We start from the raw sequence: 25,688 nt of genomic DNA, 5'->3' as shown, positions 1-25,688 counted from the left end.
GGGCGGGGGCGCGGCCTCGCCGGACGCGTCGGGCGCGCCGGTCGTACCGCCCATGCCGCCGGGCGCGACGGGCGGCACCGGCGGGTACGCGGACGAGCCCGGCCCGGGCGGCGTACCGGCGGCGAGACGGTCACCCTGGCCCTCGGCGACCCGTTCCGGCGTGGGCCGGGACGTCGCGGGCCGGGCCGCGTTGCGCAGCACGTACGCCGCCACGGCGAGCACGGCCGCGGTGATCAGCGCGGCCGCCCAGTCGGGCAGCCCGAGCGCGAGCAGCAGACCGAGAGTGACAGCCAGGGCACCGCCCGCGTAGAGGGCGACGGCGCCGGACGCGGCGTACAGGGCGGCGGCGCGGCGCTGCTTGCGAGTCTGCTCGCGCAGTTCGTCGCGTACGGCGTCGCGGGCCACCTGCGCCAGCTCGTCGACCAGATTCTTGTCCAGATGTTCCAGGTGATCCAAGTGATCGATGCGATCCATGGCGGCCGGGTACCCGCGCCCCCGCGCGCATAACGCCACCGCTCGGGCACACGGGACCATCCGCCCCTCGGGACAGGGCAGGTTTCCGGCCGAAACGATCTCGCTCCCGGCCCGCGGCCAACTAGGCTCTGACGCATGGAAATTCTGGGAGCCACGCTGCGCATCTGCGTCGACGACCTGGAGGCTACGGTCCCCTTCTACGAGAAGCTGGCGGGTGGCAGAGCGCACCGCTTCGAGCGCGGCGGCGTGTCGGTCGCCGCTGTCGGCTGCTTCCTGCTGATGAGCGGACCGGCGGCAGAGCTGGAGGTCCTCCGGAAGGTCTCGGCGACGATCGCCGTGAAGGACGTCGACGAAGCCCACCAGGTGCTCACCGACTCGGGCGCGCAGGTCCTCGCCGGCCCGGTGGCCACACCGGCGGGCCGCAATCTGATCGCGTTGCACCCGGACGGGACCGTGTACGAGTACGCGGACCGGAACGCGGCGGAGTAGCCCACCCCTCTCGTTCCCTGGGGTTCCCTGGGGGCTCCGCCCCCAGGACTCACCCCCGCGTGCGCACCATGTCCGCGGTGATGGCCCAGCGTTCGTGGTCCCGCCAGGCCCCGTCGATGAAGAGGAAGTCCGGCGAGAAGCCCTCCAGCCGGAAGCCGCAGCGGCGGGCGAGCGCGATCGACGCGGCGTTGTGCGGCTGGACGTTGATCTCCAGTCGGTGCAACCCGAGCCTGCCGAACGCGTGCCGCACAACCAGCCCCAGCCCCTCGCTCATCAGCCCGCGCCCCGCGGCGTGCGCGAAGGCGCCGTAGCCCAGAGCCCCGCACTGGAAGGCGCCCTCGACGATGTTGTTGATGTTGACGAACCCGGCGATGTCCCCGCCGTCCTTCTCGCAGACGAGGAACCCGGTCTTCGTCGGATCCTCGATGAGACGTCTCGCGTACGCGGTGTAGGCGTCGCGGCCGGTGGGCGGGAACAGCCAGGGGTGGTGCAGGTCCTTGCTCTCGCGCACGCGGGCGGTGAACTCGGCGCCGTCCTCGTAGCGGTAGTGCCGTATGCCCACGCGGGGGCCTTCGGCGAGGTAGCTGTCGGTGTTGTCGTGCACCCCGCCACGGTACGCGGCCCCCTGCCGGCGTCGCCTGGTGAAGTACAGACGACGGCCGCCCGGACCGGCTTCTGAACTGCGAGCGTTCGTTGCCCCCCAGCACGCGTCGCAGGCGCTACACCAGTGCCGGACCGTCCAGCGTCAACGTCCCCGTCTCCGTCTCCGCGTCCAGTTCGCCGCGCACCCCGAAGGGAATCGTCAACGCCCCTTCGCCGTGCCCGAATCCGAACTCCTCCACGATCGGGACCCCGAGCCCGCCGAGCCGGTCGAGGACGAGAGCCCGCACCTCCTCGTACGGATCGCACTCGGCCCAGGACCCGAGCAGGATCCCGGCGACCCCGTCGAGCCAGCCCGCGCGCAGGAGTTGGGTGAGATAGCGGTCCAGGCGGTACGTCTCCTCGCCGGTGTCCTCCAGACAGAGCAGGCCGCCGCGCGCCGACGGGCGGGCGTGCGGTGTGCCGAGGTCGGCGGCGAGCAGGGCCAGGCAGCCACCGAGGAGGATGCCCCTCGCCCGCCCGGGAACCAGGGCCCGGCCGTCCGAGCGAATCGTCCGCACCGACTCCGGCTCGAAGAGGGTCGCCCGCAGATGCTCCTGCGCCCGCGCGTTCTTCAGGAAGTCGACGCCCGCGGCCATCGGTCCGTGCAGCGTCACCAGCCCCATGCGGGTCGCGAACGCCTCGTGCAGCGCGGTGATGTCGCTGAAGCCGAGGAACACCTTGGGTCCGGCGGCCCGTAGCGCGTCCCAGTCGAGGAGGTCGACCATGCGCTGTGCCCCATAGCCGCCGCGGGCGCACAGCACGGCGTCGACGGCCGGGTCGCACCAGGCGGCCTGGAAGTCGGCGGCGCGGTCGGCGTCGGCGCCCGCCAGATAGTCGAAAGTCCGGTGCCGGTCGAGGACATGGGGCGCCACGACCGGCTCCAGGTCCCAGCCGCGCAGGATGTCGAGCCCCGTCTGGAGCCGCTCCTCGGGCACCGGTCCGCTGGGCGCCACGACGGCGACGCGGGCGCCGGGGCCCAGTCGGCGGGGTCTGACGAGTTCCTTCACTTGGCGAGCTCCAGGGTCGGGATACCGGGTGGGTTCAGCCCGAAGACCTGGGCGTACAGGGAGAGTTCGGACTCCAGGACCCGCACCGTCGTGTCCGCGCGCCGGAATCCGTGGCCCTCGCCCTCGAAGGCGATGTACGCGTGCGGCACGCGCCGCCCCTGCCCTTCCATGCGGGCCAGGAACCGTTCGCACTGGGCTGGCGGGCAGATGACGTCGTCGAGGCCCTGGAGGAGCAGGAACGGCGCCGTGACGCGGTCGGCGTGTTCGGTGGGTGAGCGCTGCGCGTACCGGGCCGGCACTTCGGCGAGGGGTCCGACGAGTGTTTCCAGGTACTGGGACTCGAAGTCGTGGGTCTCGCCCTCGCCCCAGGCCGCGAGGTCGAGGATGGGGTAGAGGATGGTTCCGCAGGCGTAGACGTCGGTGCTCGCCAGGGACGCGGCCGCGGTCCAGCCGCCGGCGCTGCCGCCCCGGATGGCGAGCCGGTCGCGGTCCGCGGTGCCCTCGTCGGCGAGTGCGAGCGCGACGGCGGCGCAGTCCTCGACGTCGACCACTCCCCACTGCTCACGCAGCCGGTTGCGGTATGCGCGGCCGTGGCCGGTGGACCCGCCGTAGTTGACCTCGGCGACACCGATGCCGCGGGAGGTGAAGTAGGCGATCTGCAGGTCGAGTACGAGCGGGGCACGACTGGTGGGGCCGCCGTGGGCCCAGACGACGTAGGGCGGGAGTGCCTCGCCCGGTGCGACATGGCCGGGGTGGTGCGGCGGGTAGATGTGCGCGTGGATCTCGCGGCCGGCGGGGCCGGTGAAGGTGCGCATCTGCGGTTCCGGGTAGTACGCCGGGTCCACGGGGTCGTCGTGGGCGGCGCCGATGACGCGGGCGCGGCCGGTGTGGGCGTCGAGCTCCACGACCTCGTACGCGCTGCGCGGGCTGGCCGCGATGCCGATGACGCGGCTGCCGTCCGCCGCGAGGGCCGACGCGAACTCGGTCCAGGGCCCGGCCGTGTCGATGACCTCGCCGGTCTCCGGGTCGAGGACGCCGAGCGCGGTGGCGCCCCGCCCGTGGACGACGGCGATCAGTCCGTCGTCCAGGGGCGCGAACCAGCGTTGGCCGATCTTCCACAGCGGTCCGCCGAACTCCTCCTCACGGGCGCACAGCGGCACGGACGGCCCGCTGCCGGAGGCCCGGTACAGGTTCCACCAGCCGGTGCGGTCGCTGACGTAGAGGAGGGAGCCGTCCGGAGCCCAGTCGGCCTGGGCGATCGACTCTTCGGGGCCGCCGGTGGCCGGGCGAGCGTGCCGCAGCGTCCCGTCGGGGGCGACGTCGGCCAGCATCAGCTCCGTGCCGTCCCACGGCATTCGCGGGTGGTCCCAGGCGAGCCAGGCGGCGCGCCGCCCGTCCGGGGAGACGCGGGGACCGGTGACGAACCGGTGCGGCCCGTCGGTGAGTTCGCGTACCGCGTCGCGGTTCTGCTCCGCCGAGCCGTCCAGCGGGACGGCGGCCACGACCCTGCGTACGTCGGTGGGGTCGTCACCGGTGAACTCCTCCAGGACGCACCAGATCTCACCCCGCTCCAGGTGCAACTGCGGGTCCACCCAGCGCAGTCCGCCGCCCACGAGCGACACGGGCGTCAGCGGACGCGGCTCGGCGTCCGGGGCGCCGGGTTCGTACGCGTACAGTCGCTGGTCGGCGAAGTTGACGAAGACCACCAGCGGGCCCGTGTCGAGCATCGCGCCGGCCCAGGGCTGTCCGCCGTACTCGATGACGCGGCTCCGTACGTTCCACGGGGCCGGCAGTACGGGCTCCTCGGTACCGTCGACGCGTCGGCGTACCAGGGTGCGGCGGCCCCCTTCCGTGGGCCGCGGCTCGGTCCACCAGGCCTCGTCACCGACGAAGCCGACGTACTCGGGGTGCCCGTCGTGCGCGGCGGCGAGCGACGCGTCGATGGGCGAAGGCCAGGAGCCGTAGGCCAGGGTCTGCACGATGTCCCCCAATTGGTCCCCCATGTCCTAGGCCGTGCGCAGAAAGCGGTCGAGGACGCGGACACCGAAGTGCAGCGCCTGGACCGGTACACGCTCGTCGACACCGTGGAACATGGCCTGGTAGTCGAAGCCCTCGGGGAGCTTCAGCGGAGAGAATCCGTATCCGGTGATGCCGAGGCGCGAGAACTGCTTGGCGTCCGTGCCGCCCGACATGCAGAACGGCACGACATGCCCCTCGGGCGCGAACTCCTCGACGGCGGCGCGCATCTTCGCGTACGTCGGCGAATCCACCGGCGCCTGGAGCGCCACCTCCCGGTGGTGGAACTCCCACTCCACGTCGGGTCCCGTGAGCTGGTCGAGCGTTGCGCGGAACTCCTCCTCGGTGCCGGGCAGATACCGGCCGTCGACGTGGGCGACGGCCTCTCCCGGAATCACATTGATCTTGTAACCGGCGTTCAGCATGGTGGGGTTGGCACTGTTGCGCACGGTGGGCTCGACGAAGGCGGCGGCTGGGCCGAGCTTTCCGAGGAATCCGTCCACGTCCTCGAGGTCGGGCTCGACGCCGTACACCGCGGCGAGTTCGGTGAGCGCCGCGCGGACCGTCGGGGTGAGCCGCACGGGCCACTCGTGGGCGCCGATCCGCGCGATCGCGGCGGCGAGGCGCGTCACCGCGTTGTCCCGGTTCACCTTGGAGCCGTGTCCGGCCCGGCCGCGGGCGGTGAGCTTCAGCCAGCCGGTGCCGCGCTCACCGGCCGCGATGGGATACAGCTGCCGGCCGGCGCCGTCGTGGAAGGTGTACGCCCCGGATTCGCTGACGCCCTCGGTGCAGCCCTCGAAGAGCTCCGGATGGTGGTCGGCGAGGAAGCCCGAGCCGTCCTCGGCGCTCGCCTCCTCGTCCGCGGTGAAGGCGATGACGAGGTCACGTCGGGGGCGTACGCCGTCGCGTGCCCATTGGCGTACGACCGCGAGGATCATCGCGTCCATGTTCTTCATGTCGACCGCGCCCCGGCCCCAGACGACCCCGTCGCGGATCTCCCCGGAGAACGGGTGCACGCTCCAGTCCTCGGCCTGCGCGGGTACGACATCCAGGTGACCGTGGACGAGCAGCGCGTCCGCGGACGGGTCGGTGCCCTCCAGGCGCGCGACAACGTTCGTACGCCCCTTCGTGCGCTCCAGAAGCGTCGGCTCCAGGCCCGCCTCGGCGAGCCGCGCGGCGGCGTACTCGGCGGCGGGCCGCTCCTGGCAGTCCCCGCCTCCCCGGTTGGTCGTGTCGATACGGATCAGGTCGGAGGTGAACTCGACGACCTCGTCGCAGGCGTCCGCCAGGTCTTGGTCGGCCAGGTCTTGGTGAGCCAGGTCCGGGTCAGCCACGTCTCGATGAGCCACGTCTGGATGAGCCACCTCTCGGTCAGCCTTGCTCCGGTCAGCCATACTGCTCCTCCACGGCGGCCGAGGCGATCGTCGTGACCGCCTTGAAGGTGCGGATGCCCTCGTACATGGTCGCGCTGGTGTACGCCACCTTCCGCTCCCCTATCCGTTCCACACCCGGCACGACGGTGGCCGCCATGGCCAGGTGCTCGGCGTCGAACTCGACAGCCACGGTGAACGGGCCGCCTTCCACGGGCTCGTGCCGTACGGCCAGTCGGGTCGCCTCCTTCGCCGCCGCGCGGATGTCGGACGCCGTCCGCGCGGGGGTGCGGCACACCGCCGCGTACCGCGAGACATGGTCCTTGACGGCGACCTTCAGTGCCTCGGGCGCATAGCCGAGCGCGTCCTCGCAGGCCACGTCGTCGCCGGTGACAAGGACGACGGGTACCCCGTACTCGGCGACGACATGCGCGTTGAGCAGGCCCTCACTGGCGCGTACGTCGTTGATCCACACGCCGGTGATCGAGTTGGCGAGATAGGTGTGGGCGAGTACGCCCTCCATGCCGGCGCCCGCGTGATACCCGACGAACGCGATGCCGTCGACGTCCCCGTGCTGCACGCCCTCCACCATGGACAGCGCCTTGTGCCGCCCGGTGAGCATCTGCGCGCGCTCGTCCAGCCGCTCCAGAAGCAGATTGCGCATGGTCCAGTGGGCCTCGTTGATGAGGACCTCGTCGGCGCCGCCGTCGAGGAACCCGAGCACGGCGGCGTTCACGTCCGACGTGAACATCGACCGGCAGCGCTCCCACTGAGGTGTGCCGGGCAGCACGTCGGCCGGCCAGGTCACGCCGGTGGCACCCTCCATGTCGGCGCTGATGAGGATCTTTACCATGCACCAGTTGTATCGCAGACGGGAGGACACCCACAGTGCGCGTGGTCAGCCGAAAGGCCCCGCCGGGGCCTGTGCGCGCCGCGCCTTCATCGTGCGGCCCACAGGCCCCGTACGTGTCCGAGGTGCCGGGTCATGGCGGCGCGTACCGCCTCCTCGTCGCGGGCGATGAGCGCGTCGAGGATCTCCAGATGCTCCCTGGCGGAGTCCTCCAGAAGGCCCGCCTTCGCCAGCGCGTGCAGACCGTAGAGACGGGAGCGCTTGCGAAGGCCGCCGACGACCTCGACCAGGTGCTCGTTGCCCGCGAGGGCGAGCAGGCCGAGGTGGAAGCGGGTGTCCGCCTCCACATGCGCGATGAGGTCGCCCGCCGCGGCGGCCGTGACGGTCTGCTCTGCCGCCGGACGCAGCGCCTCCAGGGCGGCGGGGTCGGCGGTGGCGGCCAGCTCCGCGGTCGTGGGGATCTCGATGAGCGAGCGGATGTGGGTGTACTCGTCCAGTTGCCTCTCGGAGACGGCGGTGACCCGGAACCCCTTGTTCGGCACCGTGTCGACCAGGCCCTCTTTGACGAGGTCGAGCATCGCCTCGCGCACCGGCGTCGCCGAGACGCCGAAGCGTGCGGCGAGAGCCGGCGCGGAGTGGACCTCGCCCGGACGCAGCTCGCCCGCGATCAGCGCGGCCCGCAGGGCGTCGGCCACCCGCTCACGGTAGTTGGGCTTCTTACCGCCCAGCGTGGGCAGGACGGGTGCGGCGGAGGAGGTAGTGGTGCGCGCGGCGGACATCGGGGCGGCTCCTTGTGACGACAGGGCTCAGAGGACGAACCCGGCCGGGAACGGGTCGGTCGGGTCCAGCAGGTACTGGGCGGTGCCGGTCACCCAGGCACTACCGGTGAAACTGGGCAGCACGGCCGGGATCCCGGCGACTTCGGTGGTTCCCAGGAGCCGCCCGGTGAACCGCGTCCCGATGAAGGACTCGTTCACGAACTCGGTGTGCAGGGGCAGTTCGCCGCGCGCGTGCAGCTGCGCCATACGGGCGCTGGTTCCCGTGCCGCAGGGTGAGCGGTCGAACCAGCCGGGGTGGATCGCCATCGCGTGGCGCGAGTGCCGGGCCGTCGCGCCGGGTGCGACGAGGTGCACGTGGTGGCAGCCGCGGATGGAGGGGTTCTCGGGATGGACGGGCTCCTGCTCCGCGTTGATGGCGTCCATCAGCGACAGCCCGGCGGCGAGGATCTCGTCCTTGCGCGCCCGGTCGAAGGGCAGCCCGAACTGGTCGAGTGGCAGGATCGCGTAGAAGTTCCCGCCGTACGCCAGGTCGTAGGTCACCGTCCGCCCGTCGGGCAGCGTGATCTTGCGGTCGAGGCCGACGGAGAAGGACGGGACGTTCTGGAGGGTGACGGCCTTGGCGGCCCCGTCCTCCACCGCGACCTCGGCGACGACGAGACCGGCCGGGGTGTCGAGGCGGATCGTGGTGACCGGCTCGACGACCTCCACCATGCCCGTCTCGACGAGCACGGTGGCCACGCCGATCGTGCCGTGCCCGCACATGGGCAGATAGCCGGAGACCTCGATGTAGATGACCCCGTAGTCGCAGTCGGGGCGGGTGGGCGGCTGCAGGATGGCGCCGCTCATCGACGCGTGACCACGCGGCTCGTTCATCAGCAACTGCTTGATGTCGTCGCGGTGTTCACGGAAATGGAGGCGGCGCTCGTTCATGGTGGCGCCCGGGATCGTGCCGATGCCACCGGTGATCACCCGGGTCGGCATGCCCTCGGTGTGCGAGTCGACGGCGTGCAGGACGAGTTTGCTGCGCATGACCAGCCTCCTTATGCGAGTCCCGCCGCGACGGCCTTCTCGGTGGCGGCACGGATCACGGCCTCCTGCTCGGGCAGCAGCGGGACCCGTGGCGGACGGCATCGCCCGCCGTGGCGGCCGACGATGTCCATCGACAGTTTGATGGCCTGCACGAACTCGACCTGGGAGTCCCAGCGCAGCAGCGGGTGCAGCTGCCGGTAGAGCTGCTGGGCGGTGGCGAGGTCGCCTCGCGTGGCCGCGTGGTACAGCTCGACGGTCGCGGCGGGCAGCGCGTTCGGGTAACCGGCGACCCAGCCCTTGGCGCCCGCGAGGGCGAGTTCGAGCAGCACATCGTCTGCGCCGATCAACAGGTCGAGTTCCGGGGCGAGTTCGGCGATGCGATAGGCACGGCGCACATCGCCGGAGAACTCCTTGACCGCGTGGATGTACCCCTCGCCGTGCAGCTTCGCGAGCAGCTCCGGCACCAGGTCGACCTTCGTGTCGATCGGGTTGTTGTACGCCACGACCGGTACACCCGCCTTCGCGACCTCCGCGTAGTGAGCGAGGACCGAGCGCTCGTCGGCGCGGTACGCGTTCGGCGGCAGCAGCATGACGGACGCGCAGCCCGCGTCGCGTGCCTGCTCGGCCCAGCGGCGGGCCTCGGCGGAGCCGTACGCGGCGACGCCGGGCATGACGCGCTGCCCGCCGATCGTGGCGACCGCGGTCTCGACGACCTTGGCCCGCTCCTCGGGGGTGAGCACCTGGTACTCGCCGAGCGAGCCGTTCGGTACGACGCCGTCGCAGCCGTTCTCGACGAGCCAGGCGCAGTGCTCGGCGAACCCGTCGTAGTCGACGCAGAGATCGTCGTCGAGAGGCAGGGCGGTGGCGACGAGGACGCCGCGCCAGGGGCGGTTCTCGGTAGCGGTCATGAGCGGTCCCATCCGATCAGTAGGCGGTGACATTTCCCTGGTCGTCGGTCTCTCCGGCCCGTGCCAGCACACCGAGCGGCACGGGTCGGGCGAACGGCCGTCGCGACGGCTCCGGTGCGCACCCCGCGAGTCCGGCCACCGCCGGACCGCACATCCGGCCCTGGCACCAGCCCATCCCGGCCCGGGTCAGCAGCTTCACGGTGCGTACGTCACCCGCGCCGAGCTCGTCGACGGCCTCCCGGATCGCGGAGGCCGGGACTTCCTCGCAGCGGCACACGACGGTGTCGTCGGTGATCTGCTCGGTCCAGTGGGCGGGCGGAGCGTAGACGGCTTCGAGGGCGGCGAAGAACTCCCGCAGTCCCGTACGGGCCTTGGCCGCCGCCTGGTACGAACGCACGTCGGGCGTACGGGAGTCGAGCCGGGCCGCGATCGAGAGGCCCGCGATCCTGCCCTCGGCCATCGACAGCACTGCGCCTCCGATCCCGGTGGTCTCCCCGGCCGCCCAGACGCCGGGCACATCGGTGCGCTGTTCGTCGTCGACGGCGACGTTCAGTCCGTCGAGACGGCAGCCGAGGGCCTGTGCGAGGTCGGTGTGCGGCAGCATGCCGTGGCCGACGGCGAGACTGTCACAGGGGATGCGCCGCTCGGTGCCGGGCCGGATCCGCCCGTCGCCGTCGAGAGCGGCGACGGTCACGGCTTCGAGCCGGCCGCTTCCGTGCGCGGCCACGACGGTGTGGTGGACGAGAGTACGCACCCGGTGCCGCGCCAACTCGGCGGCGTACTGGGCGCCTTCCGCGAGCTTGGCGGCGCTCGTGGCGGGCTGGGCGGCGAGCGTCCTGGCGTGCCGTACGAAGGCTCTGGGGTCGGCGGACTCGACGAGCGCGGCGACCTTCGCCCCGGCCGCCGCGAGCCCGGCGGCCACCGGCATCAGCAGCGGCCCGGTCCCGGCCACCACGGCGGTACGCCCCGGCAGCACGAGCCCGCCTTTCAGCATGGCCTGCGCCCCGCCCGCGGTGACCACTCCGGGGAGGGTCCAGCCCGGGAACGGCAGGACCTTCTCGTACCCACCGGTGGCCAGGAGCACGGCATCGGCACGGACGGCCACGGGCTGTTCCTGCTCCGGGCCGAGAAGAGCGTGCGCGGTGAATCCGCCGGCCCCGTCCGCGACCCGTCCGGGGCCGTCGGCACCGTCCGCGCCCCGGGGCGCGTCATGCCGTTCCACGAACCAGACATGGTGATCCGTCAGATGGGTGATGCGCCCTGCCTCGATGTGTACCGCGAGGCCGTCCCGGAGCCGTTCCCAGGTACGCCACTGGTGGTGCAGGGCTTGCGGGCGGCGGGCACCGAGCGCCGCGGCGGTCTGGCGGTAGAACTGACCGCCCGCCTCCGCCGCGGAGTCGATCAGGGTCACGCGCACACCGCGCCCGGCGGCGGCAAGCGCGGCCGCGAGCCCGGCAGGGCCCGCGCCGACCACCGCGAGGTGCGGTCGCTCATTCATGGTGACCGTTCCCTTCCTGCGTGCGGATCACGTCGCCGGCCTCCGCCCGCACCAGACAAGCCCGTTGATTCGCCTGTCCGTTGACGGTCACCAGGCAGTCGAAGCAGACGCCGATGCCGCAGAAGACGCCGCGCGGCTCGCCTCTCTCCCGGGTCGTACGCCAGGAGGTGATGCCCGCGGACCAGAGGGCGGCGGCGATCGTCTGACCGGGGAGGGCGGTGATCTCGCGGTCGTCGAAGGTGACGGTGAAGGCGGGGTTCGGCCGGGCCCGGACCAGTTCCAGTGGCGACTGGGGCGACTGGGGCGACTGCGGGGTCAGGGGGGACAGGGGCGACCTTCGGGATGTCACACGCCCTCCTCGGAGAAACGGTCGGGACGGAACAGGGTGAGGTCGAGATCGGGGGTCTTCTCCGTCAGCGCCTGGGCGATCAGGTGCCCGGTGCCCGTCGCGAGTCCGATCCCGGCTCCCTCGTGCCCGCACGCGTGGAAGAGGCCGGGCACCCGCGCGTCGGGCCCGATCGCGGGCAGATGGTCGGGCATGTAGGGGCGGAAGCCGAGGTAACCGCGCATCGCCCGGACCTTCGAGAGGAAGGGGAACAAGCGGGTCGCCCCCGCCGCCAGCGCCCGCGCGACCGGCAGCGAGAAGGAGCGGTCGAAGCCGACCCGCTCCCGGCTGGCCCCGATCAGCACCGGCCCGGCGGCCGTCCCCTCCACCACCGGCGAGGTCTGCAGCGCCGCCGAGTCGCTGGCCACGTCGGCCACATAGTCCGCGGCGTACACCTTGTGGCGCACCGTGCGCGGCGGCAGCGGTTCGGTGACGAGGACGAAGCCGCGCCGTGGCAGCACCGGCAGGGACGTCCCGGCGAGCGCGGCCAGCTCTCCGCCCCAGGTGCCGGCCGCGTTCACGACCGCCGGGGCGTGGATGTCGCCCTGCGGCGTACGCACTCCGCGCACCGCCCCGTCCGTCGTGCGCAGCACCTCCGTGACAGGCCGGCCCGTCCGCAGCGTGGTGCCCGCCCCACGCGCGAGACGTACGAGATGGGCTGCGGCCAGGGTCGGCATCACCTGGGCGTCCTGCGGGTAGAGCACACCGCCCGCGAGTCCCTTCGCCAAGTGAGGCTCCACATCGTGGAGTTCGTCGGGCCCGACCGGCACGGTCTCCACTCCGGCCGTGCGCTGACGACCGGCGAGCCCCTCCAGAGCCGAGAGTCCCGCTGCCCCGGAGGCGACGACAACGCCGCCCTTGACCTCGTACTCGATCGCCTTCGCCACCCCGGGCTCGGCGGCGACGTCGGCCCACAGTCGCCCGGACAGCAGGGCGAGTTCGAGCTCGGGCCCCGGCTCTTTGTCGGACACCAGCACATTGCCCTCACCGGCACCGGTCGTACCGCCGGCCACCGGGCCACGGTCCACGAGGACGACATCCAGGCCCGCCCGGGCCGCGTACAGGGCACTGGCCGCCCCCACCATTCCGGCTCCGACGACCACGACATCGCAGGTCAGTCCCTTGGTCACGTCAGTACCATGTCACATATTTCTGTAGGTGCCAAGGGCTTCCCGTACCCGGCGAAGCGGTCGGCGGGACGCGGGTCCACCCGGTGCGCCCGGTGCACCGGGTGGACCCGATGCACCCGGAACGCCCGGCCCGAGTGGCCTCAGGTCCGCCCAACCACCAGCCACTTCGACGGCAGCTCGATCCGGGTACCGTCGGCCAGGTACTCCGTGGTGACGAGGGGCAGTTCGCCGCTCGCGAGGACGGTGAGACCGGCGGCGCGCACATACTCCGGTACCGCCTCGTCGGCCACCGCGGCAGGCGCGAGGCCGTGCCGGAACACGGGCGCGAGTTTGGCGGGCGGGCCCTCGGGCCCCTGGGCGAGGCCACGCAGCAAGGACCCGGCGGCCTCGGCGAGGTCGACGAGGAACGCGCGGCCGCGCTCGCCCACCAGGGCGGCGACGCCGTCGACGAGCGGCTGCCGGTCGTCGGGCTCGCACTGGTGGAGCACGCCCCGCACATAGACATTCGTGTCACCCAGTTCGGCGTGCAGCGTCTCGGCCTCGTTCTTCTCGGCCGCGTCGATGAGGCGGTAGGCGGCCTGGCCCGCCCGGTCGGCGCGACGGGCGTGGTCGAGGGCGGCGGCCGACAGGTCGGCGCCGACGACCTGCGGGTAGCGGTCGGCCAGGAAGCGGGTCTGGGTGCCGTTGCCGCAGCCGAGGTCCACGAAGGGCAGGCCAGGAGCTCTCAAGTACGGTTCCAGCAGCCCGAGATGGACGCCGACGGTGAGGGCGGGCTCAGCGTCCCAGATGACCGCCCCCGGCTCGTCGGAGGCCTCCCGCCAGAACCCCTCCCAGGCCTCCCTGTACCGAGTCGTCACGCTCATGCCAGCTCCCCAGGTTGGAACGGTCGCCCGCCGAAAGCGGCGGCCCCGTTCGGTCTACCGCGCCCGGAGTGAGGCGACAAGCACACGGGCGCGACCGCGCCCCGTAGGGGCGCGGGGCGGTGACATATGCGCCTGCGCCGCGTGGGCGCGGCCGGCCACGGACGGCCCGCAGCCTTCGCACCGCATTTCCGGCGGAGCGCTGAGGCGGAGCACTAGGACAAGGTCAACTCGAACCACACGGTCTTGCCGGAGGCAGTACGGCTGGTCCCCCACTCGCGGGCCAGCCGGCTGACCACGCGCAGGCCGCGCCCGAACTCATCGGTCGGACCCGCGCTGAGGAGCGTCGGCAGGGTGTGGTCGTCGTCGTCCACCTCGCACAGCAGCGTGTCGCCGCGGACCAGGCGCAGCTCCACCTGCCGGCTGCGGGAGTGGCGCACGGCATTGGTGACGAGCTCGCTGACCATCGACTCGGCCGGGTCGGCAAGGGAGTCGAGGCCCCACTCATCGAGCTGCTCGCGGACCAAGGCGCGGGCTCTGGCGACCTCGATGGGTTCGAGGGCGATCCGCCAGGTGGCGACGTCCTCGGGTGCGATGCCGCTGAGCCGCGCCATCAGGAGCGCCACGTCGTCCTTGCGGCCGCCGCGTGTGTTGAGGGCGCGGATGATGGTGTCGCAGGCGTCGTCCATGGAGGCGGCCGGGTGGGCGGCGGATTCGCAGAGCGTGGCGAGCCCGACGCCGATGTCCTCGCCGCGCACCTCGACCAGGCCGTCGGTGCACATCACCAGCCGGTCGCCGGGCGAAACCCGCACCAGTACGGACTCGAACGGGACCCCGCCGACCCCGATGGGCGCGCCCGTCGGCAGGTCGAGCAGATCACTGCGCCCGTCCTCGGCCCGGACCAGCACCGGTGGTATGTGGCCCGCGTTGGCGATGTGCAGCTCACTCGCAATGGGGTCGTACACCGCGTACAGGCAGGTCGCGAGATAGTGCTCGCCGAGGCGCTGCGCCAAGTCGTCGAGGTTGCGCAGGAGTTGAGCGGGCGGCAGGTCCAGGGCCGCCATGGTCTGTACGGCGGTGCGTAACTGGCCCATCATCGCGGCCGAGTTGAGGCCATGGCCCATCACGTCGCCGACGACCAGCGCCGTGCGCGAGCCGGGCAGCTTCACGGAGTCGAACCAGTCGCCGCCGACCCGCCCCAGCAACGTACCCGGCAGATAGCGGGTCGCGATGTCGCCGCCCGGCATGCGGGGCGCGATGTGCGGGAGCATGCTGTCCTGGAGGGTCTCGGCGACGCTCTCCTGGTACGTGTACATGCGTGCGTTGTCGAGCACGAGCCCGGCGCGGGCGGCGAGTTCGGCGCCCGTGACACGGTCCATGTCGTTGAACTCGACGCGCTCGGGGTGGCGCAGCAGGATCATGAAGCCGAGCACCACGTCGCGGGCCTTCAGGGGCACGACGAGCATGGAGCGGTGGGTGATGAGGGGCCGGATGTCGCGCTTCTCGAACTGCGCGGCGATGGCGTGTCCCATCTGCTCGCTGATGCGCGGCACGAGGACCGGTTCGCCGGTGGTCATGCACTGGAAGAACGGTGTGTGCGCCGGGAACGGCATGGCCTCGCCGACGGGCACGACGTCGTCCCAGCGGCCCGGCTCGTCCGTGTGCTCCACGGCGACGCGGTGCCACATGGTGGTCGTGTCGGGCACGCCTTCGGGGAAGCCCTCGCCGGCGACGACCTGTTCGCGCAGATAGGTCCCGGCGACATCGGTGAAGCGCGGCACCACGGCCTTGCTGACCTCGATGATGGTGCGGGACAGGTCGAGCGAGCTGCCGATGCGCCCGCTGACCTCGTTGAGGAACTCCAGCCGCTCGCGTACCGCGGCGTACTCGAGGTCCTCGCCGTCGTCCTTGAGATCGTCGAAGTCCTCGAAGTCCCCGAAGTCCTCGGGCAGGGGCTCGCCGGACGCCGCGGCGCCGGCCGCGCGCTCCCTGCGCGCCTTGCGCTCGGCCCGGCGGGGCACCCCCCAGTCGGGCGTGACCGGCACCCGGTCGTTCTGACTGAACTCGAGTACGGGATAGCCCAGTTCGAGGACCTGCGCCACTATGCGGGCGCTGTCGTCGACACTCATGCCGGGCATGATCTCGGGCAGTCTGCGGGCGAGTTCCTCGGCGCCGGGGAAGTCGGTGTGCAGAGCGAAGCCGGGTGCGACGCGCTCGGCGGGCACGCTCCCGTCGGTGTCGGCGTCGGCGCGGCGCAGTCCGCCCGCGTCGGCGGCCAGCACCAGCAGCCGCTCCCGTCCGGGGCCCACCAGCGGATACGCCCACCACAGGACATCGAGCCGGTCGCGGTGCGGTGCCGACAGCCGCGCGCGGCCGGCCGCCGGGTAGGAGAGCCGTCCGTCGAGGGACGACTCGAGATCGGGGCCGAGTCCGTCGTAGGCGGCGTACGCCGCGTACGGCTGGGTCTCGTCCTCTTCGTGCAGGGCGCCGGACACCGGAAGCAGATCGACGGCGACGCGGCCGACGGCCTCCTCCTTCGCGGCCCCGAACAGCCGCCGGGCGCCCTGGCTCCAGTGCGAGACCAGGCCATCACGATCGACGACGATCACGGCCAGCGGGATGCGACCAGCCGCGCCCAGCTCGGTGCCATGGTCCATGGCCGAGGCCCTCTCTCCCCACAGGTCCGCAAGATCTGCGCCACCACCACGGTACGGGTGCGTAGGGTCGCCGTGTGTGCCAAATGCGGGAATTGCCTCCGGCGCACGCCCCGTCCCGGAGCGCGGATCTGTGACCGCTGGGAGCCTTACGCCCGTACGGCTGAGCCGTACCGGAATCCACTCGAAATGGTGAGCGGGGGGATCACTCGCCGGGCCACCCGCAAGCGGACCCGGCGAGCGACCTGTCGGCCTGCGAGGAGGGCTACTTCTCCACCTCGGTGGCGAGCTTCGCGAGCACCGCGTCGTAGATCCGGGCGAGCCCCTTGGGGGCGAAGGTCTTCTCGAAGAAGCCGCCGATGCCGCCGGCGCCGTTCCACACGGTGGTGACGACGACGCGGGCCTTGCCCTCGCCGGCCGGGGTGACCCGCCAGGTGGTGACCATCGAGGAGTTGCGGTCCTTCTCGACGAGCTCGCCGTCGGTGGGCTCGCTCACCTCGAGCAGACAGTCACGGACGCGCTTGCTGGTGGCCTGGAGCTTCCAGTGGACGAGGGTGCCCTCGCCATCGCCGCCCTCGCGCACCTCGTACTCGCTGAAGTGCTCGGGCAGAAGCTTCGCGCGCGTGCCGCTGTAGTCGGCCAGAGCATCGAAAACGTCGTCCGGCTGAGCGGCTACGACTCGCTCCGTGGTGGCCTCGACCTGCGCCATTGCGTTCCTCCAGCACTTGGACTCTCAGGGTTTCACCGTCAGCCAACCACCACGCGGCCGAGCCACCCAAATCGGGGTCCCCTCCGGGGCCGGAGAGGACGGTCGGGTGACGGCCGCATGTCACGAGTCAAGAAGTTGGCCTCCGATCAGGGGCGGCGGCTCGCAAGGACGCAGAACTCGTTCCCCTCCGGGTCGGCAAGCGTGACCCAGCTTTCATCGCCCGTTTGGCCGACGTCGGCGTGTCGAGCACCCAGGTCGAGCAGGCGACGGACCTCTTCGTCCTGCTCCCTGTCGGTCGGGTTGACGTCGATGTGGAGCCTGTTCTTGACGGTCTTGCCCTCGGGCACGTGCGCGAATGTCAACGTCGGTGGCACTGGGCCAAGGCGGTCCTTGCCTTCAGGCACCACAGGGGAGCCAATGGTGACAATTCCGTCGTCTTCGTCTTGCACCTCGTAGTCAAGGACCGAGCACCAGAACCGGGCGAGACCTTCGGGATCGGCACAGTCGATCGCAAGCTCGGTGAACTTACTGGCCATGTCAGGACCTCCCAGTCAAGTAGCGGGTCCCCAAAGGCCACACGCTCATCGCAGTGCCCGACGGCGAGGTGAGCCGCGCGTGGCGTGCGGTCGTCGAGGGCCTGGCGGGGTCGCAGAGTGATGTTCGTACTTCAGCGTGCCGAAGAACCGCTCGACCACGCCATTGGTTTGTGGGCTCAGTGCCGCAGCTTGTGCTGTCTGCTCACCCGGGCGCCCTTCCTGCCCCCTCAACGCAACCCCCTGCCGGAAAGTTTGACTCACGCCATGCACGATCAAGGGAACATGTGTTCTATTCTGTGCCCAGTGCTATCGAGGAGGCGTCATGCGCTGGGAGAACCTCACAGTGGTGGCCGGCGAAAACCCGCCGGAGAACGCAGCGCTGTTCGGCGCGGACGCGGTCACCACCCGAACCTTCGACACCCCGGAGTTCCGCGGGATCACGTTCCACGAGATCCGGGCCCGGTCGATCGTGAACCGGGTGCCGGGCGCCTCGCGCATGCCCTTCGAGTGGACGGTCAACCCCTATCGAGGTTGCTCGCACGCGTGTGTCTACTGTTTCGCCCGCAAGACCCACAGCTATCTGGACCTCGACACGGGCCTCGGCTTCGACAGCCAGATCGTGGTGAAGGTGAACGCGCCGGAGCTGCTGCGCCGCCAGCTGGGCTCGCGGCGCTGGCACGGCGAGCACATCGCGATGGGCACCAATGTCGACTGTTACCAGCGGGCGGAAGGCCGGTACCAGCTCATGCCCGGCATCATCTCCGCCCTGCGCGACCATGCGAACCCCTTCTCGATCCTGACGAAGGGCACCCTGATCCTGCGCGACCTCGACCTCCTGAAGCAGGCCGCGGCCGTCACCGAGATCGGGATATCCGTCTCCGTGGGCTTCACGGACCAAGAGCTCTGGCGGACCGTCGAACCGGGCACACCCGCCCCCGAGCGCCGCCTGGACGTCGTGCGCACCCTGAGCGAGCACGGCATCGACTGCGGGGTCCTGATGGCCCCGGTGATTCCCTTCCTGAGCGACCAGGCGCCCCAACTGCGCGCCACCGTACGGGCGATCGCGGCCTCCGGCGCGACCTCGGTGACCCCGCTCGTGCTGCATCTGCGACCGGGCGCGCGTGAGTGGTTCATGAGCTGGCTCGCGCACCATCACCCGCATCTGGTGCGCCGTTACGAGCGGCTGTACGCGGAGGGCGCGTACGCCCCGAAGTGGTATCAGCGCCGGATCACCCGTCAGGTGCACGAGCTGGCCGAGGAGTTCGGCATCGGTCCCACGCGCGCGGGGATGCCGCGCAGGATCCCCGCTCCCGAGCCGGCGGTCCCGGGGCCGACCCAACTCACGCTGCTGTGAATGAACCCGCGCCTTGCTCCTGGGCACCGTCTTGCGTGCCCCCTTCCCCCCTGGCCCCTCCCCCACCTGGGCCCTCACTCCTTGACGTCCTGACGTTCACTCCCTGACATTCAGTCCCTGACCCTTCCTCACCAACCCTTCCTGCCTGCCTACTTCCCCTTGCCTACTTCCCTCTGCCTCCTTCCCCCCTGCCTCCTTCTCCCTGCCTCCCCCTCTCTGCTCCGACCAGGTTGTTTGCCCGCATCTGGGGGCATCGCGCTGCCCGATCCGGTCAACTCTTGTCAGAACCAGCCCCTCCGGGGCGCCCTTTCCGGGACGATGCGGCGAGGCCGTGGTGTGCACGGCTCGAACTCCTCCGTCCTGGGAGGCCTGATGAAGAAGAGAGCAGCCGCTCTGTGCGGTGTCACCGCCGTGGTGGCCGGGATGATCATCGCTGTGCCCGCCGAAGCGAGCGCGGGCTCCGCCACCGCACAGCGCACCACCCAGTCCGCCGACACGGCGAGGCTCACCTGGAAGAAGTGCGGCACCGAGGACTATCCGACGCTCCAGTGCGCGTCCCTGAAAGTGCCGCTCGACCACTCGAACCCGCGGGGCAAGAGCATCACGCTCGCGCTGTCGCGCGTTCCCCACACCTCGAAGACGTACCAGGGACCGCTGCTGGTGAACCCGGGCGGTCCCGGCGGCAGCGGTCTCACGCTCGCCGGGTTCGTCGCCTCCTCCCTGCCCAAGGAGGTGGCGGCGCAGTACGACGTCATCGGCTTCGACCCGCGCGGCGTCGGCGCGAGCGAACCCGCCCTCGACTGCAAGCCGGGGCACTTCTCGCCGGTCCGCCCCGACTCCGTACCCACCACCGGGGCGATCGAGCAGGCCAATCTCAACCGGGCACGAGGCTTCGCCCGGGCATGCAGTACGAAGTACGCGGGCCTGCTGCCGTACATCGACACGGTGAGCGCGGTCCAGGACATGGACGCGATCCGGCGGGCGCTCGGCGCGACGAAGCTCAACTACTTCGGGTACTCGTACGGCACCTACCTGGGCGCCGTGTACGCCAAGCTCTACCCGGAGCGCGTGCGGCGTCTGGTGCTCGACTCCATCGTCGACCCCACGGGTGTCTGGTACGACGACAACCTCGCGCAGGACTACGCCTTCAACTCCCGCCACCAGGCCTTCATGGCATGGGTCGCCAAGCACAACACGACCTACAAGCTCGGCACCGATCCGGACAAGATCGAGGCCAAGTGGTACGCGATGCGGGCGGCACTGGCCAAGAACCCCGCGGACAAGACGGTGGGCGCCTCCGAGCTGGAGGACACGTTCCTTCCCGGCGGCTACTACAACGGCTACTGGCCGTATCTCGCCGAGGCGTTCGCGGCCTACGTGAACGACAAGAACGACGACCCGCTGGTCCAGGCGTACGAGAACTTCGCCGCGGTCGACGCCGCGGGCGACAACGGCTACAGCATCTACACCTCGGTGCAGTGCCGTGACGCGGCGTGGCCGCGCAGCTGGAACCAGTGGCGCGTCGACAACTGGGCGGTGCACGCGAAGGCGCCGTTCATGACCTGGAACAACGCCTGGTACAACGCGCCGTGTGCGTTCTGGCCGGTGGACACGCTCGAACCCGTGGACGTCTCCAACGACTCGGTGCCACCGGCGCTGCTGTTCCAGGCGACCGACGACGCGGCCACTCCGTACGAGGGCGGTGTCACTGTCCATCACCTGCTGCGCGGCTCCAGCCTGGTGGTCGAGCAGGGCGGTGGGAACCACGGCATCACGCTGGGCGGGAACACCTGCCTGGACAAGCACCTGGCGACGTATCTGACCACCGGCAAGGTCCCGCGCGGCGGTGGCGAGGCCGACGCGGTGTGCGAGGCGCTGCCCGACCCGGAGCCGCAGAGCGCGAAGCCCTCGGCCTCACGCGGCGCGACGCTGCACGGGCTGCTCGGGTACCGCGGCTGACCCGGTCCGCCGCTGAACCCCTGAATCGGCCGCTCGGCTCCCGAGGCCGGACCTCGGAAGCCGGGCGGCCGCCGTGCGCCGCCGGCCAGGCGGCGTTGTCAGTGCCATGGTCCACGATGGAGCCATGACCGAACTGACTCGCATCTCCGCCCCGGAAGGCGTCGCCCCCGCTGCCGCGTACACGCATGTCGTCATGGGCACGGGCCGTTTCGTGGCGATCTCGGGACAGCTCGCGCTGGACGAGGACGGCAAGCTCGTCGGTGAGGACGACCCCGAGGCCCAGGCCCGCCAGATCTTCGAGAACCTGCGCCGGTGCCTGACCGCGGCCGGGGCCACGTTCGACGACGTGGTCAAACTGACGTTCTTCGTCACGGACATGGCGTACATGCCGGCCGTCCGCGCGGCCCGCGACGCCCACATATCCGCCGACCGCCTCCCGGCCGCCTCGGCCGTGCAGGTCGCCGCCCTGGTCCGCCCGGAGTTCCTCATGGAGATCGAGGCGTACGCGGTGCTGCCCTAGGGTTCCGCCATGGGCTCCCCCCTCCACCTCCGTGAGATGACCCTGGCCGACTGCGACCGGGTGGCGGAGATCCGGGTGCGCGGCTGGCAGAGCGCCTATGCGGGGATGATCCCGCAGTCGTACCTCGACGGGCTCGACGCGACGGAGGAGGCCCCACGCCACCGGGCTCGCTTCGAGCAGCCCACGAAGGGCATGGTCAACCTGGTAGCGGAGTGGGACGGCGAGGTCGTGGGCTGGGCGTGTCACGGACCGTACCGGGACGGTGAAGTCCGCACGGAGGACGCCGAGTTGTACGCGATCTACGTGCACCCCGACCGGATCGCCCGCGGCGTGGGCGGCGCCCTGCTGCGCGAGTCCACACTCCGCTGCGCCGCCGCCGGCCACCCCCGGATGCTGCTGTGGGTCCTCAAGGAGAACAAACGCGCCCGCCGCTTCTACGAACACGCCGGCTTCACCCCGGACGGCACCGAGGAACCCTTCGACGTGGACGGCGTGGCGATACCCGAGGTGCGCTACGTCCGTGCACTGGACGCGCCCCGTTAGGGGCGCGGGGAACTGCGCGACCAGCCACAACCGGGCCCGCAGCCGAACTGCGACCTGCGTCGCGGGGCCTGGGGGCGCAGCCCTCAGTTTCGGGAAGGGGCGGGGTCGGGGAAAGTAACCCACGAACAGCGAAGCGCAGCGCTACCGCGGCGAGCGAGGCGCAGGCAGCCGCTTCAACGCCCCGGCCGCCACCTGGGCGAGCGACGGATGCGCGAGGGCCTCGTTGAGAACGGGTCGCGCGCGTTCGTCGCCCAGGGCGCCGAGCCCCTCCACACAGGCGATCGCCACCCTGCGGTACGGGTCGTGCGGCCGGAAGCGGCGGGCCAGCGTCGTGATCAGCGCGGGCACGGCCTCGGGAGCACGCAGCTCGACGAGGAGCCGTACTGGATGGAGGGCGTAGGCGACCCGGAGCTCATTGGTGGCGAGCGCGGCCGCCGCGCGGGCGGTACGCGGATCACCGAGCCGGGCCAGCGCGTACGCGGCCGACGCACAGCGCTGCGGATCGCGGTGGTTGAGCAGCAGGACGAGCGCCTCGAAGGCCCGCCGGTCCCCGGCGAGACCGAGCCGGAAGGCGACCAGTTCCCGCGCCCACAGCGGCTGTTCGGGGGCGGTGAGCACGGCGGCCAGCTCGTCGAGGTTCCCGGTCGAGACAAGTCGTTCGTACGAGGAAGACGCAGCCGCGCCCGCCTCTTTCCGTAAGCGTTGGGTGAGCGATCGCAACTCTTCGTCCATGACCCGAGCCTATCGGCGACGTACGTCACAGAACTCCGCCTTGCACGCGGACTGGCGCGCTCGTTACCCGCGAGTTAAGCTCAATCGAGCGAGTTACCCACTCGTGCACCTGCTTGCGGTGGCCTGGTGACGCAGCCACCGTGAGTGTCGGTCGGTTCGGTACTTCGTGTACCGCGTTACGACACGGCTCCGGGACAGGGCCGGTCGGTCTTCTTCATCGCCTCGTGGGCCCGCACGTTCGCCCACGGACTGGCGCGCCGGGCGTGTGCGCTTCGCAGCCCGGACCAGTAGCCCGGAACACCCGCAGATCCCGCATCGTCGCAACTCCCGCCCCGTGTACGCCTGTCGGCGTATCCGGATGTGTCAGTCGCGTCGGATGCGTCCCTCAGTCGTCACTCATTCAGGAGTCCCGCGATGGCCACTCCCCTGTCCGACACCCCTCTGTCTCCGCTCAAGACCGTCGCCGTGGTCGGCCTCGGCACGATGGGCACCGGCATCGCCGAGATCCTGACCCGGGCCGGCCGCGAGGTCATCGGCATCGACGTCAGCGAGGCCGCCGCCGCCCAAGCCGTCACCGCGCTCGAAGCCGCGACAGCCCGTGCCGTGCGGCGCGAGCGTCTCACCGAGCGGGAGCGCGACGAGGTCCTGGCCCGCCTGCGCACCTCCACCGATCTGCGGGACGCCGCCGACGCCGACCTGGTGATCGAGGTGGCCCCGGAGTCGTACGAGATCAAGCAGCAGATCTTCCGCGCACTCGACGGCATCGTGCGCCCGGAGACGATCCTGGCGACCGGCACCAACGCCCTGTCCGTGACGCGGCTCGCCGCCGACTCGGCGCGCCCGGAGCGCGTCCTCGGCCTGCACTTCTTCAACCCGGCCCCGGCGATGAAGCTGGTCGAGGTCGTCTCGTCCGTGCTGACCGCGCCGGGCGCCGTCACCGCAGTCACCGAACTCGCCCTGGAACTCGGCAAGGAGCCCGTCGCCGTCGGCGACCGCCCCGGCTTCGTCGCCGACGGGCTGCTCTTCAGCTACCTCAACCAGGCGGCGGCGATGTACGAGGCGAAGTACGCCAGCCGCGAGGACATCGACGCCGCCATGAAGCTGGGCTGCGGCCTGCCCATGGGCCCGCTCGAACTGCTCGACCTCGTCGGCATCGACACGGCGCGCACGGTCCTGGAGGCCATGTACGCCGCCTCGCACGACCGGCTGCACGCGCCCGCGCCCCTCCTCAAGCAGCTCAGCGAGGCGGGCCTGACCGGCCGCAAGTCGGGCCGCGGCTTCTACACGTACGACGCCCCGGGCAGTGCGACCGTCGTGCGGGACGCGCTGACGCCGCTGGAGGGCGCCGCGCTCACCCCCGGCCGCACGGTCCGCTCGGTCGGCGTCGCAGGCTCCGGCACCATGGCGTCAGGAATCGCCGAGGTCTTCGCGAAGGCCGGGTACGAGGTCGTCCTCGCCGCGCGCAGCGAGGAGAAGGCACAGGCCGCGAAGGCCCGTATCGGAAAGTCGCTTTCGCGCTCCGTCGACAAGGGCAGGCTCAGCGCCGAGGCCGCCGCCCAGACCCTGGAGCGGATCACACCGTCGGGTTCGTACGACGCCTTCGCCGACGTCGATCTGGCTCTGGAGGCCGTCGCTGAGGACCTGGAGATCAAGCAGCAGCTGTTCGCGGTGTTCGACAAGGTCTGCAAGCCCGGCGCGATCCTGGCCACGACCACCTCCTCGCTCCCCGTCGTCGCCTGTGCCCGCGCCACCTCGCGGCCCCAGGACGTGATCGGCATGCACTTCTTCAACCCCGCCCCGGCGATGAAGCTGGTCGAGGTCGTCCGGACCGTCCTGACGGCGGACGACGTGCACGCCACGGCCCGCGAGGTCTGCGCGAAGATCAAGAAGCACCCGGTGGACTGCGGCGACCGAGCGGGCTTCATCGTCAACGCGCTGCTGTTTCCGTACCTGAACAACGCGGTCAAGATGGTCCAGGAGCACTACGCCTCGCTCGACGACATAGACGCCGCGATGAAGCTCGGCGGCGGCTACCCGATGGGCCCGTTCGAGCTCCTGGACGTGGTCGGACTCGACGTCTCGCTGGCCATCGAGAAGGTCCTGCACCGCGAGTTCCGCGACCCGGGACTGGCCCCGGCGCCACTGCTGGAGCACCTGGTGGCCGCGGGCTGCCTCGGCCGCAAGACCGGCCGCGGCTTCCGCGAATATGCGCGGCACTGAGCGGCCCGGCCACCGCTCCACGGACCGCGCGGACTGGGGCGGGCTGCTCGATCCGTCCGATGCCCCTCCCCCCGCCCCGAGCGAGGGGAGACCCGGCGGTCATGAGCATTCCCCTGCGCAGATGCAGTACGTTCGGGGCATGTCCCAGCCCGCCAAGTCCTCCCGTACAGCAGCTACGTCCGACGCTCCCGAAAGCGCCGCGGGCAGTCGCGCCGCCGCCCAACGCCTCAAGATGCGCCGAGAGCTGGCGGCCGCGGCGATGGAACTGTTCTCGACCAAGGGCTACGAGGCGACGACCGTCGACGAGATCGCCGCCGCGGCAGGAGTCGCCCGGCGTACCTTCTTCCGGCACTTCCGCTCCAAGGAAGAGGCGATCTTCCCCGATCACGACGACACGTTGATCCGGGCCGAGGCGGTGCTGAATGCCGCGCCGGCGCACGAGCATCCGCTCGACACCGTGTGCCGCGGCATCAAGGAAGTCATGAAGATGTACGCGGCCCGCCCGGAGATCTCGGTGTCGCGCTACAAACTCACCCGTGAGGTGCCCACCCTGCGGGAGGCGGAGATCGCGTCCGTGGCGCGGTACGAGCGGCTCTTCACGCGCTATCTGCTGGGACACTTCGACGAGCACGCCCACCACGACGGCAACGACGATCCGCTGCTCGCGGAGGTCGCCGCGTCGGCGGTGGTCACGGCCCACAACCACGTGCTGCGGCGGTGGCTGCGGGCCGACGGGCAGGGGGACGTCGAGGCTCAGCTGGATCACGCCTTCGCCATCGTCCGGCAGACCTTCGGGACGGGGATCGGAGCGGGGCGCGACTCCGCGTCGGCGCCCCGCCCGGCACCGGCCTCCGTCGCGTCGCAGGGTGAGGTGCTGGTGACCGTGGCCAGGACCGACGCGCCGCTCGACGAGGTGATGAAGACGATCGAGGACGCCCTGAAGAACCGCTGAACCGCTCCAGAACCGCTCCAGAACCGCTGAACAGCTCTCCCGATAACGCGCACGCCGTCCCGGCCCCTCCGG

24 protein-coding genes are annotated in these 25,688 nt (G+C 71.2%); 7 read left to right on the top strand and 17 right to left on the bottom strand.

Annotation, left to right across the window (positions count from 1 at the left end):
• Window positions 1-465: phage holin family protein (locus FGD71_RS39075; RefSeq protein WP_162931343.1), on the bottom strand; the 465-nt coding region annotated here is incomplete at its 3' end.
• Between the two features lie 144 nt (window positions 466-609).
• Between FGD71_RS39075 and FGD71_RS39070 the strand changes: the two genes are divergently transcribed.
• The gene (locus tag FGD71_RS39070; protein WP_119105305.1) at window positions 610-963 is read left to right on the top strand and encodes a VOC family protein; all 354 of its coding nucleotides are present in this window, start codon (window positions 610-612) and stop codon (window positions 961-963) included.
• Window positions 964-1,012: 49 nt separating this feature from the next.
• Here FGD71_RS39070 and FGD71_RS39065 read toward each other — a convergent pair whose 3' ends face one another.
• The 15 genes from FGD71_RS39065 to FGD71_RS38990 all read right to left on the bottom strand — a co-directional run bounded on the left by FGD71_RS39065 (window position 1,013) and on the right by FGD71_RS38990 (window position 17,336).
• On the bottom strand, window positions 1,013-1,567 hold the full coding sequence (locus FGD71_RS39065) for a GNAT family N-acetyltransferase (RefSeq protein WP_119105304.1): 555 nt from the start codon (window positions 1,565-1,567) through the stop codon (window positions 1,013-1,015).
• A gap of 115 nt (window positions 1,568-1,682) precedes the next feature.
• Window positions 1,683-2,612, bottom strand: coding sequence for a S66 peptidase family protein (locus tag FGD71_RS39060; protein ID WP_119105303.1), 930 nt, complete (start codon window positions 2,610-2,612; stop codon window positions 1,683-1,685).
• Window positions 2,609-4,615: a S9 family peptidase gene (locus FGD71_RS39055; protein WP_119105302.1), complete on the bottom strand. Its 2,007-nt coding sequence runs from the start codon at window positions 4,613-4,615 to the stop codon at window positions 2,609-2,611. The genes FGD71_RS39060 and FGD71_RS39055 overlap by 4 nt, the downstream gene beginning before the upstream one ends.
• Before the next feature lie 3 nt (window positions 4,616-4,618).
• Window positions 4,619-5,917 (bottom strand): M20/M25/M40 family metallo-hydrolase, encoded by a 1,299-nt coding sequence (locus FGD71_RS39050; protein ID WP_162931342.1) that lies wholly within the window; start codon window positions 5,915-5,917, stop codon window positions 4,619-4,621.
• Window positions 5,918-6,014: 97 nt separating this feature from the next.
• Entirely contained in the window at window positions 6,015-6,851 is an 837-nt protein-coding gene (locus FGD71_RS39045) for a M55 family metallopeptidase (RefSeq protein WP_119105300.1), read from the bottom strand.
• Between the two features lie 86 nt (window positions 6,852-6,937).
• On the bottom strand, window positions 6,938-7,627 hold the full coding sequence (locus FGD71_RS39040) for a GntR family transcriptional regulator (RefSeq protein ID WP_119105299.1): 690 nt from the start codon (window positions 7,625-7,627) through the stop codon (window positions 6,938-6,940).
• Between the two features lie 27 nt (window positions 7,628-7,654).
• Complete coding sequence (locus FGD71_RS39035) at window positions 7,655-8,656, bottom strand: proline racemase family protein (RefSeq protein ID WP_119105298.1); 1,002 nt, start codon at window positions 8,654-8,656, stop codon at window positions 7,655-7,657.
• Between the two features lie 11 nt (window positions 8,657-8,667).
• Complete coding sequence (locus FGD71_RS39030) at window positions 8,668-9,564, bottom strand: dihydrodipicolinate synthase family protein (protein WP_119105308.1); 897 nt, start codon at window positions 9,562-9,564, stop codon at window positions 8,668-8,670.
• Between the two features lie 16 nt (window positions 9,565-9,580).
• Window positions 9,581-11,062, bottom strand: a complete 1,482-nt coding sequence (locus FGD71_RS39025) for an FAD-dependent oxidoreductase (protein WP_119105297.1) — start codon at window positions 11,060-11,062, stop codon at window positions 9,581-9,583.
• A complete protein-coding gene (locus FGD71_RS39020; protein ID WP_240436987.1) occupies window positions 11,055-11,411 on the bottom strand; it encodes a (2Fe-2S)-binding protein in 357 nt (118 codons plus the stop codon). The genes FGD71_RS39025 and FGD71_RS39020 overlap by 8 nt, the downstream gene beginning before the upstream one ends.
• On the bottom strand, window positions 11,408-12,577 hold the full coding sequence (locus FGD71_RS39015; protein WP_119105296.1) for an NAD(P)/FAD-dependent oxidoreductase: 1,170 nt from the start codon (window positions 12,575-12,577) through the stop codon (window positions 11,408-11,410). Before FGD71_RS39015 ends, FGD71_RS39020 begins: the two co-directional genes overlap by 4 nt.
• Before the next feature lie 140 nt (window positions 12,578-12,717).
• Window positions 12,718-13,440, bottom strand: coding sequence for a class I SAM-dependent methyltransferase (locus FGD71_RS39010; protein WP_119105295.1), 723 nt, complete (start codon window positions 13,438-13,440; stop codon window positions 12,718-12,720).
• Window positions 13,441-13,652: 212 nt separating this feature from the next.
• Complete coding sequence (locus tag FGD71_RS39000; protein ID WP_119105293.1) at window positions 13,653-16,094, bottom strand: ATP-binding SpoIIE family protein phosphatase; 2,442 nt, start codon at window positions 16,092-16,094, stop codon at window positions 13,653-13,655.
• 262 nt (window positions 16,095-16,356) lie between these two features.
• A complete protein-coding gene (locus FGD71_RS38995) occupies window positions 16,357-16,800 on the bottom strand; it encodes an SRPBCC family protein (RefSeq protein WP_119105292.1) in 444 nt (147 codons plus the stop codon).
• Between the two features lie 146 nt (window positions 16,801-16,946).
• Complete coding sequence (locus FGD71_RS38990; protein WP_119105291.1) at window positions 16,947-17,336, bottom strand: VOC family protein; 390 nt, start codon at window positions 17,334-17,336, stop codon at window positions 16,947-16,949.
• Window positions 17,337-17,658: 322 nt separating this feature from the next.
• Between FGD71_RS38990 and FGD71_RS38985 the strand changes: the two genes are divergently transcribed.
• From FGD71_RS38985 to FGD71_RS38970, 4 genes are all read left to right on the top strand, one after another.
• The gene (locus FGD71_RS38985; RefSeq protein WP_119105290.1) at window positions 17,659-18,690 is read left to right on the top strand and encodes an Rv2578c family radical SAM protein; all 1,032 of its coding nucleotides are present in this window, start codon (window positions 17,659-17,661) and stop codon (window positions 18,688-18,690) included.
• Between the two features lie 372 nt (window positions 18,691-19,062).
• On the top strand, window positions 19,063-20,649 hold the full coding sequence (locus tag FGD71_RS38980) for an alpha/beta hydrolase (protein WP_119105306.1): 1,587 nt from the start codon (window positions 19,063-19,065) through the stop codon (window positions 20,647-20,649).
• Window positions 20,650-20,773: 124 nt separating this feature from the next.
• Window positions 20,774-21,169, top strand: coding sequence for a RidA family protein (locus FGD71_RS38975; RefSeq protein WP_119105289.1), 396 nt, complete (start codon window positions 20,774-20,776; stop codon window positions 21,167-21,169).
• A 9-nt stretch (window positions 21,170-21,178) separates the two neighbouring features.
• The gene (locus FGD71_RS38970) at window positions 21,179-21,712 is read left to right on the top strand and encodes a GNAT family N-acetyltransferase (protein ID WP_119105288.1); all 534 of its coding nucleotides are present in this window, start codon (window positions 21,179-21,181) and stop codon (window positions 21,710-21,712) included.
• Between the two features lie 141 nt (window positions 21,713-21,853).
• On the opposite strand, the gene FGD71_RS38965 is transcribed toward FGD71_RS38970, so the two are convergent.
• On the bottom strand, window positions 21,854-22,444 hold the full coding sequence (locus FGD71_RS38965) for an adenylosuccinate lyase (protein WP_119105287.1): 591 nt from the start codon (window positions 22,442-22,444) through the stop codon (window positions 21,854-21,856).
• A 414-nt stretch (window positions 22,445-22,858) separates the two neighbouring features.
• On the opposite strand from FGD71_RS38965, the gene FGD71_RS38960 reads away from it, so the two are divergent.
• Together FGD71_RS38960 and FGD71_RS38955 are read left to right on the top strand one after the other, a co-directional pair.
• Window positions 22,859-24,664 carry a 3-hydroxyacyl-CoA dehydrogenase family protein gene (locus tag FGD71_RS38960; protein ID WP_119105286.1) on the top strand — a complete coding sequence of 602 codons (1,806 nt, stop codon included), beginning with the start codon at window positions 22,859-22,861 and terminating at the stop codon, window positions 24,662-24,664.
• Window positions 24,665-24,785: 121 nt separating this feature from the next.
• Window positions 24,786-25,616, top strand: a complete 831-nt coding sequence (locus FGD71_RS38955) for a TetR family transcriptional regulator (protein WP_181359366.1) — start codon at window positions 24,786-24,788, stop codon at window positions 25,614-25,616.
• Window positions 25,617-25,688 lie beyond the last annotated feature (72 nt).

The organism is Streptomyces sporangiiformans (genome assembly GCF_005768555.2).
Lineage (GTDB): Bacteria > Actinomycetota > Actinomycetes > Streptomycetales > Streptomycetaceae > Streptomyces > Streptomyces sporangiiformans.
This window is presented reverse-complemented; position numbering and strand designations above follow the sequence as displayed.

Coding starts and splice junctions, on each gene's coding strand:
- FGD71_RS39070 (WP_119105305.1), top strand. CDS start 610: ATGGAAATTCTGGGAGCCACGCTGCGCATCTGCGTCGACGACCTGGAG.
- FGD71_RS39055 (WP_119105302.1), bottom strand. CDS start 4,615: ATGGGGGACCAATTGGGGGACATCGTGCAGACCCTGGCCTACGGCTCC.
- FGD71_RS39045 (WP_119105300.1), bottom strand. CDS start 6,851: ATGGTAAAGATCCTCATCAGCGCCGACATGGAGGGTGCCACCGGCGTG.
- FGD71_RS39040 (WP_119105299.1), bottom strand. CDS start 7,627: ATGTCCGCCGCGCGCACCACTACCTCCTCCGCCGCACCCGTCCTGCCC.
- FGD71_RS39035 (WP_119105298.1), bottom strand. CDS start 8,656: ATGCGCAGCAAACTCGTCCTGCACGCCGTCGACTCGCACACCGAGGGC.
- FGD71_RS39030 (WP_119105308.1), bottom strand. CDS start 9,564: ATGACCGCTACCGAGAACCGCCCCTGGCGCGGCGTCCTCGTCGCCACC.
- FGD71_RS39025 (WP_119105297.1), bottom strand. CDS start 11,062: ATGAATGAGCGACCGCACCTCGCGGTGGTCGGCGCGGGCCCTGCCGGG.
- FGD71_RS39010 (WP_119105295.1), bottom strand. CDS start 13,440: ATGAGCGTGACGACTCGGTACAGGGAGGCCTGGGAGGGGTTCTGGCGG.
- FGD71_RS39000 (WP_119105293.1), bottom strand. CDS start 16,094: ATGGACCATGGCACCGAGCTGGGCGCGGCTGGTCGCATCCCGCTGGCC.
- FGD71_RS38995 (WP_119105292.1), bottom strand. CDS start 16,800: ATGGCGCAGGTCGAGGCCACCACGGAGCGAGTCGTAGCCGCTCAGCCG.
- FGD71_RS38990 (WP_119105291.1), bottom strand. CDS start 17,336: ATGGCCAGTAAGTTCACCGAGCTTGCGATCGACTGTGCCGATCCCGAA.
- FGD71_RS38985 (WP_119105290.1), top strand. CDS start 17,659: ATGCGCTGGGAGAACCTCACAGTGGTGGCCGGCGAAAACCCGCCGGAG.
- FGD71_RS38980 (WP_119105306.1), top strand. CDS start 19,063: ATGAAGAAGAGAGCAGCCGCTCTGTGCGGTGTCACCGCCGTGGTGGCC.
- FGD71_RS38975 (WP_119105289.1), top strand. CDS start 20,774: ATGACCGAACTGACTCGCATCTCCGCCCCGGAAGGCGTCGCCCCCGCT.
- FGD71_RS38970 (WP_119105288.1), top strand. CDS start 21,179: ATGGGCTCCCCCCTCCACCTCCGTGAGATGACCCTGGCCGACTGCGAC.
- FGD71_RS38965 (WP_119105287.1), bottom strand. CDS start 22,444: ATGGACGAAGAGTTGCGATCGCTCACCCAACGCTTACGGAAAGAGGCG.
- FGD71_RS38960 (WP_119105286.1), top strand. CDS start 22,859: ATGGCCACTCCCCTGTCCGACACCCCTCTGTCTCCGCTCAAGACCGTC.
- FGD71_RS38955 (WP_181359366.1), top strand. CDS start 24,786: ATGCAGTACGTTCGGGGCATGTCCCAGCCCGCCAAGTCCTCCCGTACA.